This window comes from Psychrobacillus sp. FSL W7-1493, assembly GCF_038004905.1.
In the GTDB taxonomy this organism is placed as follows: Bacteria; Bacillota; Bacilli; order Bacillales_A; family Planococcaceae; genus Psychrobacillus.
The window spans coordinates 3489277-3506739 of record NZ_JBBOSB010000001.1 but is presented as its reverse complement, the minus strand read 5'-3'; the positions used below and the strand labels follow the sequence as shown (position 1 = coordinate 3506739).

17 protein-coding genes and 1 other annotated feature are annotated in these 17463 nt (G+C 36.9%); of the genes, 9 read left to right on the top strand and 8 right to left on the bottom strand.

The window, feature by feature from the left end; all coding sequences use genetic code 11:
* Window positions 1-29 precede the first annotated feature (29 nt).
* Window positions 30-1067 (bottom strand): PTS transporter subunit IIC, encoded by a 1038-nt coding sequence (locus tag MKX96_RS17350; protein ID WP_340885795.1) that lies wholly within the window; start codon window positions 1065-1067, stop codon window positions 30-32.
* A 195-nt stretch (window positions 1068-1262) separates the two neighbouring features.
* Window positions 1263-2000, bottom strand: coding sequence for a metallophosphoesterase family protein (locus MKX96_RS17345; RefSeq protein WP_340885793.1), 738 nt, complete (start codon window positions 1998-2000; stop codon window positions 1263-1265).
* A 193-nt stretch (window positions 2001-2193) separates the two neighbouring features.
* Here MKX96_RS17345 and MKX96_RS17340 point away from each other — a divergent pair, with 193 nt between their 5' ends.
* Together MKX96_RS17340 and MKX96_RS17335 are read left to right on the top strand one after the other, a co-directional pair.
* The gene (locus MKX96_RS17340; RefSeq protein WP_340885791.1) at window positions 2194-3309 is read left to right on the top strand and encodes a hypothetical protein; all 1116 of its coding nucleotides are present in this window, start codon (window positions 2194-2196) and stop codon (window positions 3307-3309) included.
* 25 nt (window positions 3310-3334) lie between these two features.
* Window positions 3335-3823 carry an SMI1/KNR4 family protein gene (locus MKX96_RS17335; protein WP_340885788.1) on the top strand — a complete coding sequence of 163 codons (489 nt, stop codon included), beginning with the start codon at window positions 3335-3337 and terminating at the stop codon, window positions 3821-3823.
* Window positions 3824-4161: 338 nt separating this feature from the next.
* Here the strand turns inward: MKX96_RS17335 and MKX96_RS17330 are convergent, their stop codons facing one another.
* The gene (locus MKX96_RS17330; protein WP_340885785.1) at window positions 4162-4848 is read right to left on the bottom strand and encodes a TVP38/TMEM64 family protein; all 687 of its coding nucleotides are present in this window, start codon (window positions 4846-4848) and stop codon (window positions 4162-4164) included.
* Window positions 4849-4975: 127 nt separating this feature from the next.
* Between MKX96_RS17330 and MKX96_RS17325 the strand changes: the two genes are divergently transcribed.
* On the top strand, window positions 4976-5713 hold the full coding sequence (locus MKX96_RS17325; protein WP_340885783.1) for a class I SAM-dependent methyltransferase: 738 nt from the start codon (window positions 4976-4978) through the stop codon (window positions 5711-5713).
* On the opposite strand, the gene MKX96_RS17320 is transcribed toward MKX96_RS17325, so the two are convergent.
* Complete coding sequence (locus MKX96_RS17320; RefSeq protein ID WP_340885780.1) at window positions 5714-6919, bottom strand: MFS transporter; 1206 nt, start codon at window positions 6917-6919, stop codon at window positions 5714-5716.
* Window positions 6920-6981: 62 nt separating this feature from the next.
* Window positions 6982-7242: a binding site (T-box leader), on the bottom strand.
* Window positions 7243-7346: 104 nt separating this feature from the next.
* On the opposite strand from MKX96_RS17320, the gene MKX96_RS17315 reads away from it, so the two are divergent.
* From MKX96_RS17315 to MKX96_RS17300, 4 genes are all read left to right on the top strand, one after another.
* Window positions 7347-8591 carry an erythromycin esterase family protein gene (locus MKX96_RS17315; protein WP_340885778.1) on the top strand — a complete coding sequence of 415 codons (1245 nt, stop codon included), beginning with the start codon at window positions 7347-7349 and terminating at the stop codon, window positions 8589-8591.
* A 155-nt stretch (window positions 8592-8746) separates the two neighbouring features.
* On the top strand, window positions 8747-10231 hold the full coding sequence (dacB, locus tag MKX96_RS17310) for a D-alanyl-D-alanine carboxypeptidase/D-alanyl-D-alanine endopeptidase (RefSeq protein ID WP_340885776.1): 1485 nt from the start codon (window positions 8747-8749) through the stop codon (window positions 10229-10231).
* A gap of 104 nt (window positions 10232-10335) precedes the next feature.
* Entirely contained in the window at window positions 10336-10926 is a 591-nt protein-coding gene (locus tag MKX96_RS17305; RefSeq protein ID WP_340885773.1) for a TetR/AcrR family transcriptional regulator, read from the top strand.
* 86 nt (window positions 10927-11012) lie between these two features.
* Window positions 11013-13109, top strand: a complete 2097-nt coding sequence (locus tag MKX96_RS17300; protein WP_340885771.1) for an MMPL family transporter — start codon at window positions 11013-11015, stop codon at window positions 13107-13109.
* A 101-nt stretch (window positions 13110-13210) separates the two neighbouring features.
* On the opposite strand, the gene MKX96_RS17295 is transcribed toward MKX96_RS17300, so the two are convergent.
* The 4 genes from MKX96_RS17295 to MKX96_RS17275 form a co-directional block, all read right to left on the bottom strand.
* Window positions 13211-13939: a polysaccharide deacetylase family protein gene (locus tag MKX96_RS17295; RefSeq protein WP_340885768.1), complete on the bottom strand. Its 729-nt coding sequence runs from the start codon at window positions 13937-13939 to the stop codon at window positions 13211-13213.
* Window positions 13940-14184: 245 nt separating this feature from the next.
* Window positions 14185-14754, bottom strand: coding sequence for a manganese catalase family protein (locus tag MKX96_RS17290; protein ID WP_340885766.1), 570 nt, complete (start codon window positions 14752-14754; stop codon window positions 14185-14187).
* Between the two features lie 13 nt (window positions 14755-14767).
* Complete coding sequence (locus tag MKX96_RS17285) at window positions 14768-15034, bottom strand: spore coat protein CotJB (RefSeq protein WP_340885764.1); 267 nt, start codon at window positions 15032-15034, stop codon at window positions 14768-14770.
* A 444-nt stretch (window positions 15035-15478) separates the two neighbouring features.
* Window positions 15479-16384 (bottom strand): AEC family transporter, encoded by a 906-nt coding sequence (locus MKX96_RS17275; protein WP_340885760.1) that lies wholly within the window; start codon window positions 16382-16384, stop codon window positions 15479-15481.
* Window positions 16385-16597: 213 nt separating this feature from the next.
* On the opposite strand from MKX96_RS17275, the gene MKX96_RS17270 reads away from it, so the two are divergent.
* Both MKX96_RS17270 and MKX96_RS17265 read left to right on the top strand, forming a co-directional pair.
* The gene (locus MKX96_RS17270; protein ID WP_340885758.1) at window positions 16598-17017 is read left to right on the top strand and encodes a MarR family winged helix-turn-helix transcriptional regulator; all 420 of its coding nucleotides are present in this window, start codon (window positions 16598-16600) and stop codon (window positions 17015-17017) included.
* Window positions 17005-17352, top strand: a complete 348-nt coding sequence (locus MKX96_RS17265) for a DUF3147 family protein (RefSeq protein ID WP_169359036.1) — start codon at window positions 17005-17007, stop codon at window positions 17350-17352. Before MKX96_RS17270 ends, MKX96_RS17265 begins: the two co-directional genes overlap by 13 nt.
* The last annotated feature ends 111 nt before the right edge of the window (window positions 17353-17463 follow it).

Here is a 17463-nt window from a genome sequence, read left to right as displayed (position 1 = left end):
CCCAGTCTCTTTTTTTATCGGCAACTAACTTATTCAAAATCAAGCTTGTAATCCTGAGCTTTAATCATTTTAAGTTTACGTGAGAATAAGTATATCAATCCTACATTTAATGCAATCGGAAGAACAAGAAAGGTACTAAGCATAATAGTTATATTCTTAAGGTTCCAACCGCCTTCAGCTAGGTTAATATAATTTAGTGGGCCTACAAGACCAGATAGGCCAAAGCCTGCACTCATGGGAGTACCCTGTATATTTAAGACACCTGCTAATCCTCCCAATATGGCGGCACTAATAACCATCGGAAAAACAATTTTTGGCTTCATAAAAAAATTACGCATTTGGATTTTAGGGGAACCAAGTACATGTGCTAATGCAGTCCCTAAATTATTAGCTTTGTAGCTTGCAATTGCCAATCCGACCCCGGTTGCCACTATCCCTAAGTTGGCTGCACCTGAGCCGACTCCAGAGAGCATGATCACAGTCGCAACACCGACCGTCGAAATAGGCGACAAAATAATTAGACAGAATGCAACAGCGATTACTGCGCCCATCAATACCGGCTGTAAGGTAGTCAAATAAGCAATTCCTTCTCCTAACAAGCCAGTAGACTTCTTCATGAATGGCAATAAAAGATAACCGACCATTCCTGGTATCATAATAGTAAGTGTTGGTATGAGAAGAATTGCATAGGCTTTTAGTTTATCTCCAATCATTGTCACAAATAATACTGCTAAAGCTGCCGTCACTCCTGTATTAAGAACAACCCCGATCCCATTCAATGCAAAAAGACCGTCAGCAGTTTTCATGACTGCCCCACTACCGACCATTGCTGCTAACCCAACGCTAGCTGTCTGAATAGGAGTTAGTTTAAAAGTAATACCTACCATAATCCCGATTAAAATAGAAAGCATACTCATTAAGTAAACGGTTATATCAAATAATGGCTGTAAAAACGGAAAATGTGGTATTAATAGTTTTAATATCTCTCCAAGTAAAGCATTTGGTATGAGAGCTACAACAATTCCAATACTCATCCCAGTGAGTAATTTACTCATAAATTCTTTCATTTCTCTTTCCTCCATCCTTACAGATTGATGTTAATTATAAAAACTATTCAGAATAGGGTCAATACACTTTATTGCTTTAAAGTGATATATAACAAAAGTATATCATTTTATTATTATTTCTTAATAATAAAATGATATAAAAAAATCCCCTAAACAGAAGTTCAGGAGATTAAGATGTATCCATATAGTTAATATTTATTGATTCACGTAAAACAATTTAAATAGAATTTCTCTTTGGGGAACCTCTAATTCCTCAAACTTTTTCAGAAAGGCTTTTTTATCATATTTTACATGATGGATTAATATAGATGGTTCGTTAGAGGAAACATCTATAATTGCATAAGGAGCTGTAGTATCTTTTGATACCCCCAGAGCACCAGGGTTTAAGAAAATTTGTTTTTCATTTGAAAAAAGATGCTGTGGATGATGGTGACCAAAGCAGATAATATCTGCGGGATAGGTAGAATACATTTTCTCCATATTTTCTAAAGTGCCTTCTAAGATACTATGAAAAGGTTTGTCCTTAATATGAGCAGATCTTTTATCTTCTTCAATATGATAATGGATGCCGAGTATACGAATACCATTTAAATTTTTTTCCAGTACACGTGGGAGGCTTGTAAGTCTTTCAACATTTTTCTGACTTAAATGATTAGCAATCCATAAATGATGTTCGAACGTATGGCTGTAGCTTTCCGGATGACCCTCCCCTTTTTTGAGCGAAAGTATGGCTTCATCATGGTTGCCTGTAATCATTTGGGTATCTGGTCGAGAAAATAATAAATCTAGTACTTCATTCGTATCAGGACCCATGGCAATCATATCACCAAGGCACCAAATCTCATCAATGTCTTGTTTCGTATCGATATCATGTAATACTGCTTTCAATGCAAGCTCATTTCCATGAATGTCTGTAATGATGGCAAGTTTCATAGCTATTATCTCCTATATATCATTAGTTATTTGCTTCTTTTTGATTATACCAAATGGGTGAGAAAGGAAATTTTACATGGATAAAAAATAAATTAAATTGAATCAAAATAGTTAAAGAAAACATGTTAGAATAAGTATATTCCAAAAATTTACTGAATATTTAAGTAATGTAATGTGAAGGAGGTATGGCTCATTGAAATCTAATTTAATCATATTAGGAGTAAATCATGCTTATCAGCTTGTTTCTAGAGAGTGTCAACCTGCCGTTTATCGCGCATTTTTTGATAGAGTAAATCCAGATTTAATAGGGATTCAAAGTACCCCTGAAAAATATGCACGTATGGATTTACAGGAATATACTTACGAGCAAAAAGAAATAATACTACCTTATGCAGTTCAAAAAGGCGTACCTATTTTTCCGTTTGATTGGAATGCATCTTCGAATGATCAACTATTAGCATACGGTATAAATGATAGTGATCAGCCAGCCTTTTTTAGAGGAGAAAACTCCTTCAAAAAATTCGCTTCCTTTTCAAATTTAAAGGAAGATTTCTTTTACTCAGAACGCAAAGAAGTTATAAAACAAAATAATGAATGGATACAAACGAAATCATCAGGGGAAAAAGATTTTGCGAGACGATTATTTCAGTATAGAACATATATGCAGGCGATGAGTATTAAGTCAATTGCTGAGAGTCATCCAGGAAAAACTATATTAATAATAGTTGAGCATAAACACAAGGTAGATATTGAAAGTATATTATCCAATAACTCTTTCATGGAAATTATACAGCCATCTAAATTTGGTTATCCAACTAATGAGGAAATTAGTCAGCACAAAGAAATTAAAGACGCTTACGCCGTATGTTCCTTTAATATACTAGGTTTGCAGGCTAATCATGAAATAGATATGAAGTGGATAGAAGAAAATCTAGATACGTTAAGAGATCATGATTATACAAGTGAAGTAAAGCTGTTAGAAGTTAAGCTAGAGCTTTTAAAGGGAACAATCACTGATACCGAAGCTATTAAAAGATATATTGAGTTAGAGAAGGGGTTAAACTACTACCAACGCTTTACCTATACAGGTGTAAAAGATAAATCTAGGATTGACTCTTATTTCGATCCTTTTGGCAATTTATCGGTAAAAAATAGATTACGAGTTGAACTTGGTAAGAGCTTTTATAATATAAAGCAGCAAGACAAGGTTCAGGTCTTAAAAGAAGAAATACTTAGCATGAGTAGCTTAACCATCTTCCAGGAAAAGCAACTTGAAGCCTATTGGAATATGTATATTTCCACGGTTTAAAAGTTATAAAATGGAGGACAATCTAATGTTCATGTTTAACTCAACTCAGCAAAAAGAGGAATTCAAAGAAAGTTTGCAACAAATTAATATTGTGCTTCGAAAGATTGAAGAATATGTAAGTATAGATATCTTCTCTTTTGATCAATTAAACAAATTCCAGTTGGGCTACAGTGTAGACTCAGAAGGAAACTCTCTTATAACTGATGAAGAAGGATCCTGGAAAAGAAGCTGGGTCGTGATAGCCTTTGATACATCCTGTGGAGACCCTATCATTGTAGATCTAAATGAAGAAGGCTATCCTGTATCAATACTACTTCATGGCTTGGGAAGCTGGGGAGCAGGCAGCTACCTGTCTAACTCAATGAGCTCCTTCACAAATAATCTAAAAGAGGTAACCAATTTATTAGAGAAAAAAGATAAAAAAATAATCGGTAAAAAAGATTTTGAATTTATGTTAAAGAAAATAGTAGTCGATAATAATGGTTATGCAGATTATTATGGGAGTCTTTATTAAATCCATTGTTTGAATTTATTGTGGACTATGAAAGTACTATGAAGGACAAAGTCAGGAACATGAAAAAAGAAGGCGAGAAAATTAGAGAAATCTCCTCTTACTTAGATATTTCCTCTAAAGATGTATATGACTACTTAAAACAGGATTAATGATTAACTTGCTTTACTGCGTGGCATTATCTTTCTATCGGTTGCGATGATATCTCACAGGAGAGCCATTTTTGCTTCGGCTTTGTAATATGGCAGTTTCTATTGCAGCGCAAGGAAAATAAATAAGAGGACGGTCTCAGGAATTAGGACGGACCATCCTCAAGTGATGCATATATATTGGTGCCTAAGTTATTTCACATTTTCAGAATCCGAAATAGGCTTACGTTTATGTTTGATGAGTTTTATAACGTAATAAAGAGCAATAGTCACAAAAATAATGCTTAGAATCAAATATTCATCTAAATCAGAGGATAAGATGCCAGCTGGGATTAATGCAAGGATAAAAAAGTATATGAAGTTACCAATAGTAGTAGCAACTGTAAAAGGCAAAATCCGTATCGTACTAAGTCCACCTAAAATATTTACGAGGCTAGTTGGGACGAAAGGAAAGAGTCTTGCTTGGAATACGTAAGCAAAGCCGTTTGCATCTACTTTTTCGATTATTTTCGCATCAAACTTATGAATAATCATGCTTTGGAATATGTAGCGAACTCCGTAAAAGACGATAATAGAAGCAAAAACACTAGTAAACCAGCTCCATAAAAAACCATTTACAAAACCAAACAATGCAATATTTATAGTAATTACTAAAATTAGCGGAAAAACAGTAAAAGAGTTTTGTATCACCATGACCAATGCCATAAAAAACAATGCATAAGCAATATTTTTATCAAGAAATGCTTTGGCTTTATCTACATCTCCATCTAAAAGGATACTAATTAGGTCTTGGTTTATTAAGAAAAAAAATATAAGGAACAGAAATCCACCGATTAAGATCCATTGCTTTTGGGAAAGAGTAGTTTTCTTTTTTTTCATAACTCACCTGTTCTTTCTAACTCGAAGTGCTGATATTTTATTCTTTCATGGTATCATTCTTTGCCTATTCTCAACACTTTGATGCATCGTTATATTACTAAAACTATAACTAAATGGAGGTTATTTAATGTCGCATAAAGGATTTAACGCCTACAACCAAGAGCAATTTTTCACGAATTACTTTAAGAGGAGAGAACGTTCGGACAGCCCGAATAATGCAATTGAAGGACCGATGATTTTTGAAATGCTAGGAGATATTAATGGTAAATCAATACTAGATCTAGGTTGTGGTGATGGCTCATTTGGTAAGGATTTGGTACAGAATGGAGCTACTAAATATATAGGGGTGGAAGGCTCCGAAAAAATGGTGGAAGCAGCCAAAGCAAATTTAAAGACGTTAAATGGCGAGGTGATTAAGGATACAATGGAGTCATATCCTTACCCAGCCAAAGCGTACGACATAGTGACTTCTAGGTTTGCTATACATTATGTGTCAGATATAAATCAGCTATTCGGCTCTATACATAAAAGTTTAAAAGATAATGGAAAATTCATATTTAGTGTCCAGCATCCTCTCACGACTTCTTCCTTTTTAAGCAAGCAATCTGGAGAGAAACGTGAGAATTGGATAGTGGACAATTATTTTCTAGATGGAGAAAGAGAAGAACCTTGGATCGATCACATAGTTATAAAATTTCACCGTACAATTGAGCAATACTTTACAGCATTACGAGACAATGGCTTTACAATCTTAGAATTGCGTGAAGGGAATCCTAAGCGTCAACATTTTTCAAGTGAAGAAGAATTTAAACGAAGACAAAGAATTCCTGTTGTATTAGCCTTTGCCTGTGAAAAAAGTAAATAGTCAAAGGGTTTCAAAACCTCTTGTTTTAGATATTCTCCATGTAATAAGGATTAAATAGCATGAACCAAGTAGCATGAGAATGGAGCCTCCTATGACCACTACTTTGATGGATACCCAGCTAGCAACTAGTCCGAATAGAAGGACTGCTACTATTTGAACAAAACTAGAAATCATCTCATATAAACTAGTGATGCGTCCCATCATATTAGAATGAATTCGTGATTGAATATATGTCATAAATCCAGTATTGGCTATAGAAAGACTGAATGATAATGCGAAAAACCCAATACTTGCTGCAAAATAGGAAGTTGAGAGACTATAAATAAAATATCCACTTGCTACAAAAAATGTCCCTAGACCCATCATTGCTTTAGCCGATAGAAACCTTACCAACAAATTTGTACATATTGCACCTAGTAAAAATCCCAGTCCAGCTATACTAACAAGGGATCCATAGGCAGCATCTGTCAATAAGAGCACCTCCTTTGCAAAAGCAACTTCTGTGGAATCTAATGCTGCAGTTACTAGCATCGTCCCTTGGAAGGTCATATAAATGAAGAAAAAGGACAAGTATTTTTTGCTAAAGTTCCAAACGGCATACCAATCTTCTCGCACCTCCTTTACGTGGAGGTGTTTTTTCACTTCAGGGATAGTATTGAGTATATTAGGCAGGAATATAGTCCATATACCGCAGCAAATAAAGATTAATACATTTATTATTAATGAAAATTCAAGTGGTGCAAGCATAAATAATATACCTGCTAGAAAAGGTCCGGTAACAAACGCACCCGAATGAACAAAGGTTAACACAGCATTAAACTTGTTTCGATCCTCTTCTGGTAACAATAAAGTCATATAAGTAAATGAGCTTGTTTCAAATATAGCACCAGCCATTTGTATAAATAAAACTAGCAAATAGATAATCCATAAGGAATCTACAAAAAGCAGAGAGCCTACGAGAATAGCCCGGATAATATCTAAAAATATCATCAAATGCTTAGTAGAAACACGGTCAATCATACTTCCAGCCCAAGGTCCAATTAACATACTAGCGAAGGGTTTAATTATATATAATCCAGTTACGGCTAATACAGACCCTGTTTTGTCCAAAATAATTAGATTAAGGGCAAGTAAATAAATCCATCCTCCAATGTTTGCAAGTCCAACAACACCTAAATAAAGAGCTCTAACTTTCCGCTTATTCATTTATATTCCTCCCGACATGTTTATTACTACAAATAAAAAAATCCCACCCCCAAGACGATTGTCTTGGGGACGAGATTAACATGTCGTGGTGCCACCCCAGTTTGCCCCATTGTCACCAAAGGAGCCTTTTCAAGTACGGCATATAATATGCTTATACTTTAGCTCTATAACAGGAGCACCCGTCACATCATACCCCGTTTTATACGAGTCCTATGTGAAGCTCAGAGGCTTGTTTCAGTAATTCCTTCTTCATCCCTTTTCAGCTGCCAGGACTCTCTTTTGGAAGACTATAAATTACTTACTCTTCTCTTCATCGCATTTAATTTACAATATCATACCATATATTTGGTTAATTTCTAGCTCGGCATATAAAATAGAATAAAAATAATTTAGATTACTCAAACTTCACATGAGAGGAGTGCAATTATTGAAGAAATTAAAGGAGTCTATTCAGCAATTTGCGTTGCCTATATCCACGGATGAAGATTTAAATCCTTTATTAGAAGCAATTGGGGGAGCTAACATTGTTTTACTTGGCGAGGCGAGTCATGGTACCTCAGAGTTTTACAAGGTAAGAGCTGAAATTTCTAAACGATTAATAAATGAAAAGGGTTTTACTTTGATAGCGGTGGAGGGAGATTGGCCATCCACTCAGCACATTAATCGATTCATAAAGGGCTATAGTAAGTACTCGGATGCTAAAGAAATGCTTATGGCTGCATTTGAGCGTTGGCCAACTTGGATGTGGGCTAACGAAGAAATTGCTGAATTTTCTACATGGTTAAAGGCTTATAATAGTAATAAAGAAGATAAAATTGGCTTTTATGGAATCGATGTATATAGCCTATGGGAATCGTTGGATGAGGTCATTCGATATTTAAAGGAAACTGATCCAAACGGAACGGAATTACAATTTGCACAAAGAGCTATTTCTTGCTTTGAACCATTTAATCGACATCCGGAAACATACGCACTTTCCACTTTAGACATTTCAGAGGCTTGTATAGAAGAGGTATCAAAGCTTATCAAGTCCATCAGAGAACACGAAGATAACTTTAAAGACGAAGAAGAAAATGACTTAAATTTGAAGATAAACGCTTTAGTTGCTGGGAATGCAGAGGAATATTACCGAGCAATGGTTCGAAGTGATGATCTGTCATGGAATGTCCGAGATGAGCATATGGTAGAGGCCATTAATGAAATAATGGATTACCATGGAAAAGATGCAAAAATCATTATTTGGGAGCATAATACGCATATTGGTGATGCGTCAGCTACAGATATGAAGGATGCAGGGATGTTGAATGTTGGACAAATCCTTCGTCTTCAAAATAGAAGAGACAATGTATTTGCGTTAGGCTTTGGTACTCATTCAGGAACAGTCATAGCTGCAGATGAATGGGACACCCCCTACAAAAAAGAAAAAGTTCCTCCAGCGAGGAAGGATTCCTGGGAGGATGTGCTCCACGATGCTGGGGGTGGAGACAAGCTATTGCTCTTTAATAAAGATAATCGTACTCTGTTCAACGAGTGGATAGGTCATCGAGCCATAGGAGTCGTTTATAATCCCGCTTTTGAGGCCTATGGTAATTACGTTCCTTCTAAAATAAGTGAAAGATACGATGCTTTTATTTACTTAGAGCAAACAAATGCTTTAAGACCTTTAAAGTAGAAAGTAAGGAGAGGTGATAAGGTCAGTGACTTTACACCTCGTTTTATTTTGCAGTAGGAAAAAAGACAGGTTTTTAGAAATATATACAATTTGAACTTATTATTTTACTATTTCATGTTAAACTAACAAAAAATAGATAATTTGGAGGTAGAGAATTGAAGGCTTGCAGAAAAGTACTTATTACATTAGTAGCAATCATCTTAATAGGAAGCGCTATATTTGTACCTACTCCGTCCATTTCTTCGGTTGAGGCTGCTTCAACCTATACTAGTTTAACGAATAAATTAAATACAATAATGGCAGACAATCGAATGAAAAACGCAACTTCCAGTATTACAGTTCGCAAGGCTTCTACGGGGGAAATCATCTATGAACGTAATGGAAATAAAGGGATTACTCCTGCATCGTCCTTAAAGCTGTTGACTGGAGCTACAGCGCTAGAAACATTGGGAGAGGATTTTCGGTTTTCTACTGCTGTATTAACGAATGGAAAGATAAGTAAAGGTACCTTGAATGGTAATCTCTATCTTAAAGGGCAAGGAGATCCGACTTTATTAAAAAGCCACTTTGACAATTTTGCTGCGGGTTTATCCAAACAAGGCATTAAGCAAATTTCAGGTAATCTAGTTGGAGATGATACTTGGTATGACAGCGTAGGGCTATCATCTGGAATACTAGAGGAGGACGTGCCCTATTATTATGCTGCTCCTATTTCCGCATTAACCTTATCGCCCAATGGAGATTTTGATGCTGGATCTGTCATTGTGGAGGCTAAGCCAACAAGTAATGGAAAAGCGGCTAGGGTAACGCTATCCCCGAATACTAATGTATTGAAGGTTGTTAATAAATCTAAGACGGTTCCAAAAGGAAGTAAAAGTACTCTTAAAATTACGCGTGAGGTTGGGACAAACAAAGTAATTGTCACGGGAAACTCTCCTATTGGAAGTTCTGGATCCAAGGAATGGATTGCCGTTACAGATCCAACGATGTATGCACTTGATATTTTCAAGCGCTCCTTAGCAGAAAGAGGGATTACCCTTGGGAAGTCTAGCAAATTAGTAAAGGGAAAGACTCCTGCTAACGCTAATACACTCCTTTCTAGAAAATCACAGCCTTTAAAAGATTTAATCGTTCCATTCATGAAGCTGAGCAACAATGTACATGCTGAGATTTTAGCTAAGGAAATGGGGAAAAAGGCATATGGGGAAGGAAGTTGGGATGCAGGACTCCAGGTAATGCGGGATTATGCATTCTCTGTTGGGATAGATACTTCTCAATGGAAGTTCGAGGACGCTTCTGGTCTATCCTATTCCAACAAAATTACATCGAGAGAGCTTTCTCATTTATTGTATGTGATTAGAAAAGAACCATGGTATAACACCTATTATAAGAGTCTTCCTATCGCTGGATCGAAGGACCGCTACGTTGGTGGCACACTGCGCCACAGACTAGGAACAGCACCAGCTGCTGGAAACGTAATGGCGAAAACAGGGAGTCTTAAAAACATTAAAGCACTTGCAGGCTATGCGAAAACAAAGGACGGAGAGCTACTCATATTCACAGTCCTTACAGAAGACAATAAAGCGAGCACCGTACCTTCTATTGACCAAATAGCAACTGCCATAACAAACCACAAATAAAACAATTACAGCAATGTTGCAGGTGCCTGGCACCCGTAACGTTGCTGTAATTTTGTGTAGGATGGTTTTTGTAATATAATGAGTGGGATAGTGAGGTGTTGGATATGGCTCGTGAAAGAAAATTTACTGATGAGCATTTGTTTAAGGAAACGAAGGAATTAATTATTCAAGATGGCTACGAGGCTTTTACGTTTAGTAAGCTGGCTTCACGTTTGGGTGTTTCAAGAGGAAGTCTCTATAAATATTATGAAAACAAGGATGAGTTAATTTCTGAGTTTCTGATGTATGAGATGGCTAGGTTTTTAAAGGATTTTGATAAGTTGAATAAAAGTGCTGATTTCTCAACTCAGTTTAATGAGTTGATTGATTTTATTTTTGCGCATAATAATATTTATGAGGTGTTGGATATTATAGGCCAAATACCTGCGCCTACAACAAAGCGTGCGTTGAATAATAAATCTCGAATTAGCGAATACTATATTAGTATGTACCAGCAATTTGAAGGATTTATTGAGCTAGGGAGAAGAGAAGGTCTTATTAAGGAGCATTTGCCTACAGCAGTTTTACTGGGGATGATCTTTCAAATTATTGCGATTCCCAACCACTTTCATATTCCTGAAGGCGAATGGGTGGCTTCTATTAAGGAAATCTTAAGTAGTGGTATGTTCAAGGTCGATTCATTGACAGGAAAATGATAGAAAAGGATAATGAAAAAGTAATATGTTTTTTTATCCAAAGTGACACTAGTGTCACTTAACAAACCAAGTAGGGAGTGGAATTGTTGAAAAAGTTATTAGGAAGTGTTACTGATTTTGTAGCCACTAAAAAGGGTATGTGGATTACAATCGGTGCATGGATAGCGATTACGGTCTTACTATCAATATTTGCACCTGGAGCGGGAGACCATAAAGTATCAAGCGTCACGTCTCTTCCTGAGGATGTTCAATCCGTAGTGGCTCAAAAGCATATTGACGAGCACTTTAAGGATGCAGAAAGTCTTCCGGCTATTTTAGTATTACAATCCAAGGATTCTGAAATTGATGTAACTGCCCTTGGAGAAGCATTAGATAAAGTAAGTGCTGCAAATATTAATGGGGTAAAGGAAGTTGTTCCTTTTAGCAGTCTGCCACCTCAGGCTCTAGCTGGTTTCTTCTCAGAGGACCAAAAGACAGCAGTTGTTCCGTTAAATTTTATAACCTCTTTAGAAACTGCTGAATTAGAAAAATCACTAGAAGAAATAAGAGATATAGTTTTGGAAGATACGGGAGCAGATGTTTATATTACTGGCCCAGCTGGTATTGCGGTAGACACGACTAATTTGTTTGAAAGAGCAGATTTAGTATTGATTTTAGCTACTGTTGGTATCATTTTAATTCTATTAATCGTCATTTATCGATCTCCTTTATTAGCAATTATTCCATTATTGGCTGCAGGGATTGTATATCAGGTAGTTAATCAATTGTTAGGTATTCTCGGAGCAGGAGGTCTAGATTTAGCAGCTCAGTCATTATCTATTATGTCTATTCTATTGTTTGCAGCTACCATTGATTATTCTTTATTTGTTTTTTCTCGTTATCGTGAGGAACTGAAGAATTATGAGAGTAAGTTCGATTCGATGAAGTGGGCAATGAGAGAAACAGGAATACCAGTATTCTTTGCAGGTGGTACTGTTCTTGCAGCAATGCTAGTATTGTTCTTTGCGAGCTTCGGAGATTATAGAAACTTCGCTCCGATCTTTGGTACTACGATGTTTGTTATTATGTTTGCTTCTGTAACATTAATACCTGCATTGTTCACATTATTTGGTCGCAAGTCGTTCTGGCCACGCATTCCTAAGTATGGTGAAGGGGAAGAGAAGGTCAGTAAACTATGGAGCAAAATTGGTTCATTCGTTGTAGGGAAACCAATTGTAGCGGCTCTAATTATACTTGTTATTTTAGTGGGATCTGCTTTGAATATGTTTAACCTAAAGTATGAGTTCGATACGATGAAGTCCTTCCCAGAGGATATGCCATCACGTATGGGCTATGAGATTATAGAGGAAGAGTTTGCGAAAGGTGATTTAGCACCAACAACTGTTCTTTTTGAATCAGAGGAAGAAGTAACGGAGGAAGTTCAAGCAAGTATTTTGGAGCAGCTTCAAAACCAAGAGTTTGTAAACTCTGTACGTCCTACTGGTGTATCAGAGGATGGGTTAGCGGTGCAATACCAATTAACCTTTAAGGACAGTCCATATTCTACTGAATCAATGGATGCTCTCGAGAAAATGATAGAAGAGAAAGAGGATATCATTTCTGCATCGGATGCTGACGGCGACCTATACTTTGCAGGTGAGACGGCTGCTCAAGTGGATGATCGAGCAGTTAATGATCGTGATTTAATCATTATCGTTGTATTAGAAACGATTTTGATCTTCATTCTATTAATCGTGTTGACAAAGTCTATTAAAATGCCTATTTACATGATGGGAACCATTCTTTTGTCATTCTTAGCTGCATTAGGCTTAGGAATGTTCTTATCTAATTTATTCTTTGATATTGATACCATCAGTAATCGAGTTCCATTGTATTCCTTTGTGTTCCTCGTTGCGCTTGGGATAGATTATAATATCATTTTAATATCTCGTTTTATGGAGGAACGTCAAAAGCATTCAGTGAAGGATGCTGTTCAAATTGCAGTTTCTCATACAGGAGGAGTAATTTCCTCTGCCGGGATTCTATTGGCAGCTACATTTGCTGTCTTAATGACTCAGCCAATTCAATTATTGTTCGTATTCGGCTTCATTGTTGCGGTAGGTATTATTCTCGATACCTTCTTAATTCGAGGTATTTTATTACCAGCTTTAATCGTCTTGTTTGAAAAGGATAAAAATGAATAAGTAGAAATAATGAAAGCTTGAACCGTTAGGGATTCTAATGGTTCAAGCTTTTTACATGGATTAAGGAGTAAAAAATTCATCTTTACTCATACTAAAGACACTTATGGATGTAGTGACATTGTGTGTATTTCAATCAGCTCTGAGACAGTTACAAACCGATATCCCTGCCTCTGAAGCTCGGGGAGTATTTCTTCCAGTGCTTTAATAGTTTGAGAACGGTCCCCTCCAGAATCGTGGAATAAAACAATGTTGCCTGGCTTCACACCTGATAATACCTTTTTAACAATTTTCTTTGTACCTGGTCTTTTCCAATCCTCTGTATCCTGATGCCAAGACCACATAATTACTTTATAACCTTCATCAAACGCAGTGTTAATAATTTTGTCATTATACTGGCCACCTACTGGCCGATAAAAAATGGGATAGGTTCCTGTTATTTTATGAACTATATCATTTGTCTTTTCTAATTCTTCCTTTAGCTTAGCTGGGGAAATGGTTAGTGGATGTGTATACGTATGGTTAGCGATCTCATGTTCATCTGTCCCCATTCTAGAAACAACCTCTGGATACTTCTCTGCTCTTTCTCCAATCACAAAAAAAGTTGCTTTTGCATCATGTTTTTTTAATAAATCTAAAACCTGCGGTGTATATGTAGGATGGGGACCATCATCAAATGTAAGGGCGATAACCTTCTCATCTGTTTTTATCTCCCACATAACATATCCCTTCTCTTCGTAATAAGGTCGCCCCTTATCCATGGCGAAGGTAGTATAACCAATGCCAAAAAGCACAAGGAATACTACTCCAATTTTAATGAAAAGTGACTTCATCGCTTTATATTCCTCCTTGTAGCATATTTGGCGGAAGTATTATTTAAGTTATTGTTGCCCTAGCAAATAAGAATATACCAGCCAGAGAGCTCCCATTAAATGCAAGACGACTACAGGTACTATAATTGCAGAATGATTACAGGTGCCAGGGTTACATAATGATTACAAGTGCCTGGCACCTGTAATCATTCCGCAATCAAAAAATGCTTGGGAACTAGATTGGACTAGTCACCAAGCATTTCTATTTAGAATATTTTTTTCTGGTCTCTATCTTCTATAAGTAGCTCTACCGATTCCCTAAATCTTAAGGAGTGAATATTTTCCCTTTCTCTAAGGAAACGAAGAGCATCACTTACACCTGGATCATCACAAATGTCGATTAGCCATTGATAGGTGGCACGAGCTTTTTCTTCGGCGGCAATATCCTCATATAAATCTGCAATTGGATCACCCTTAGATTGAATGTATGCAGCGGTAAAAGGAACACCACCAGCATTTTCATAGAATAAAGAGTGTCCATGATTAACAAAATGAGGTCCAAGGCCAGCTTTTTCTAATTGCTCAGGAGTAGCATCCTTTGTTAGTTTGTAAATCATCGTAGCAAGCATTTCTAGGTGAGAAAACTCTTCTGTTGAAATGTCCGTAAGAATTCCAATTACTTTATCCGGAACCGTATATCGTTGGTTCATATAGCGCAGTGCAGCTGCGAGCTCTCCGTCCGCTCCTCCGTACTGTTCCATAAGATATCTAGCAAGCATTGGGTTACACGTCGTTACTTCTACAGGATAAAGCAGTTTTTTCTCATAAACCCACATTCATTTTCTCCTTTCATATTTGCCATGGCCATGGGGTAGAGTTCCATCGCCAGCCAACCTCTAATGCTTGCTTGGAGGGAGTAGACATTAAAGAAAGAGGTCCATACTGACCTTCATATTTCTTCCTGACTGCGGCGGCATTTTTTATAGCCTCCCGCCATTGCTCTAGAGCATCCAAATCGTCCGGGTGAGTATCGGTATAGAGAGTGAGCTCTACGACAACAAAATCCATTTGTTGGACCTGCTTTAATAGATTCCATTGATGATCGCTAGATGTCACGAAATTCCCTCCTCCCTATAAAATCCATCGACAAACTGAGGCCACAAGGAACCTTGCTTTAGCGCTTCTGCTGGAGTATTTTGCGGTAGACCAGGCTGTTGAAAGTTAGTAAAGAGCTGTGGAGGAAGCACAAACTTTCTTACTAGAATAGGGGGGCAAGGGTCCCGTGGAGAAACATATGGCTTAAAGCTGCCCCGAAACTGCCAATTTTCCATCTTGTAATCACTCCTTCAAACCAACCTATGTAAAAAAAATTGAAATAAGACTAGAAGGACAACCCAAAAAACAATTTTTAATAACGACTGCAGGTCTCGGGAGGCAAGGGATATAAAAAATGTTACAGGTGCCTGGCACCTGTAACATTCTCGATTCTTTAGATTATTTACAAAAAAAGACCACCTAAGAAAGGTATTCGGTAAACGCGCTTTAGAAAAGCTTTAGAATTTAAATTCCGAGAAAAAACAGAACGAATGGAATGGTAAGGATACTGAGAATAGTAGTTATAAAGGTTGTAAAGGATACTAAATCTGGTTCAGTTCCAAATTGTAAAGAAAGCATCGTTGTGTTTGCAGCTGTTGGCATGGCAGCTTGAATGATAAAGACCGTTTTAAGTAAGTCATTTACCGGTAGAAAAAACATAATGGCTGCTGCCAGTAAAGGTGAAACAAACATTCGAATAACCGTTGCTGTCGTAACAAATCGATATGCAACCTTTTTCCTTGAAATCACTGCCAATTGCATACCGAGCACAAGCATGACGGTCGGTATAGAAGCATCTGCAGCTAGTCCCACTCCTTCCATTACTGACTGAGGAACAGTCACATTTAGCACTTGAAGGAGAACTCCCAGTAAGGAAGCATAAACTAGAGGCATTCTTAAAACCTTATGTACAGCTTGCTGCCAGGTAGCTTTTTCCTCTCCACCTAACGAGGCAAAAAAGATTCCAATGGTGTTCATGATCAAACCGTGGAAAACCATTATCACAACAGCATAATCAAATCCAACAGCCCCTAAAGCAAAGAGAACAACTGGTGCCCCGTAGTTCCCGCTATTAGGAAAAACACTCCCTAAAATTAATGCTGCTAACTGAGGGCGGGTCGTCTGCATAAAAAGGGAAGAAAGCCACACGACTCCCAATAAGCAAAAGGTCAAAAGAAGACATGCCCCCAAAATATATACATAATCAATAGACAACTCATGCGTGTAAAACGTACGAAATGCTAAGAAAGGAGACATAAGATAAAGCGCAGCTGATGAAATAGATTTAATATCAAACCCTATCAATCTCTGCCCAATAAAACCAATAAAAAAGATAATAAAAACCGGCAAAATAATCAGCAATAAATCCATCCAAACCCACCCCTTAACCATTTCTTCAAATATTACAGGTGCCAGGCACTTGTAACAAAAACAAACCAAAAACAAACCAAACCAAAAAACTAGTCCGGTATCCGTAATATATATATAACTATATCATTTGTGGAATCTTTTTTCTGAAATAGTTTTAAGGGTATGTTAAAATTATATCGTATTATACGATATAAAAAACGGGGGGGATAAAAAATGAGTATACAATCAAATCAACTAAATCAGTATTGGACTGACATTTATTTTTATTTACATTATCCACATGTGGATAAAATTACTCATCAAGCAGTACGAATACTTCAACTTCTGGATAAACATTCGGATGCTGGAATTAATGAGGTAGCAAAGGTTTTGCAGATTTCACATAATACTGCGTCAGAACATATTAAAAGACTAATTGAGAAAAATTATATAATTAAAGAGAAAAGTGGAGAGGACCAGAGAAGAGTTATACTTCGCTTAACGGAAGTAGGGGCAGATGTTTTATATCGAAACACAAGTTTGGATGATCAAAAGTTATCGAAGATTATGAATCAACTCTCGCAGGAAGAAAAAATAATAATTGAAAAAGCATTTCAAACCTTAAGTGAGGTAGCTAAAAAATGTACATTTTAATGAAGGTTATTATATCCGCTATTATTATAGCTATGGTAACGGAGATTTCCAGGAGATTTCCCACCTATGGAGGTATTATTGCAGCATTGCCTTTAGTGAGCTTACTAAGTATTGTTTGGCTGTATGTTCAAGGAGAGCAATCCTCTACGCTTAGCAAGTTCGCTTTAGGAGTGCTATGGGGATTCCCAGCAACCGCTGTAATGCTACTGATCGTATATCTGGCATTACAAAATTCTTTGCATCTTTTTGTTTCCATCTTGTTAGGGATTGCTGGATGGTTATTCTTCTTATACATACAAGAAACCGTGGTAACTTATATTAAGCACATCGTCTAATGAGGGGCTGGTGTTGTTGCTACAGCACAGGTGGCAAACGAGGAAGCGCTTGTTTTAAATAAACTAAAAGAAATTGCAAAAGAATTGTAGACGAAAACACATTTGAATCGC

What these genes read in the sequence shown, in the direction of transcription:
- MKX96_RS17275 (WP_340885760.1), bottom strand. Translation starts at nt 16,384, where the DNA reads ATGGATTTATTGCTGATTATTTTGCCGGTTTTTATTATCTTTTTTATT.
- MKX96_RS17345 (WP_340885793.1), bottom strand. Translation starts at nt 2,000, where the DNA reads ATGAAACTTGCCATCATTACAGACATTCATGGAAATGAGCTTGCATTG.
- MKX96_RS17305 (WP_340885773.1), top strand. Translation starts at nt 10,336, where the DNA reads ATGGCTCGTGAAAGAAAATTTACTGATGAGCATTTGTTTAAGGAAACG.
- MKX96_RS17320 (WP_340885780.1), bottom strand. Translation starts at nt 6,919, where the DNA reads ATGAATAAGCGGAAAGTTAGAGCTCTTTATTTAGGTGTTGTTGGACTT.
- MKX96_RS17265 (WP_169359036.1), top strand. Translation starts at nt 17,005, where the DNA reads ATGTACATTTTAATGAAGGTTATTATATCCGCTATTATTATAGCTATG.
- MKX96_RS17335 (WP_340885788.1), top strand. Translation starts at nt 3,335, where the DNA reads ATGTTCATGTTTAACTCAACTCAGCAAAAAGAGGAATTCAAAGAAAGT.
- MKX96_RS17295 (WP_340885768.1), bottom strand. Translation starts at nt 13,939, where the DNA reads ATGAAGTCACTTTTCATTAAAATTGGAGTAGTATTCCTTGTGCTTTTT.
- MKX96_RS17325 (WP_340885783.1), top strand. Translation starts at nt 4,976, where the DNA reads ATGTCGCATAAAGGATTTAACGCCTACAACCAAGAGCAATTTTTCACG.
- MKX96_RS17290 (WP_340885766.1), bottom strand. Translation starts at nt 14,754, where the DNA reads ATGTGGGTTTATGAGAAAAAACTGCTTTATCCTGTAGAAGTAACGACG.
- MKX96_RS17270 (WP_340885758.1), top strand. Translation starts at nt 16,598, where the DNA reads ATGAGTATACAATCAAATCAACTAAATCAGTATTGGACTGACATTTAT.
- MKX96_RS17330 (WP_340885785.1), bottom strand. Translation starts at nt 4,848, where the DNA reads ATGAAAAAAAAGAAAACTACTCTTTCCCAAAAGCAATGGATCTTAATC.
- MKX96_RS17350 (WP_340885795.1), bottom strand. Translation starts at nt 1,067, where the DNA reads ATGAAAGAATTTATGAGTAAATTACTCACTGGGATGAGTATTGGAATT.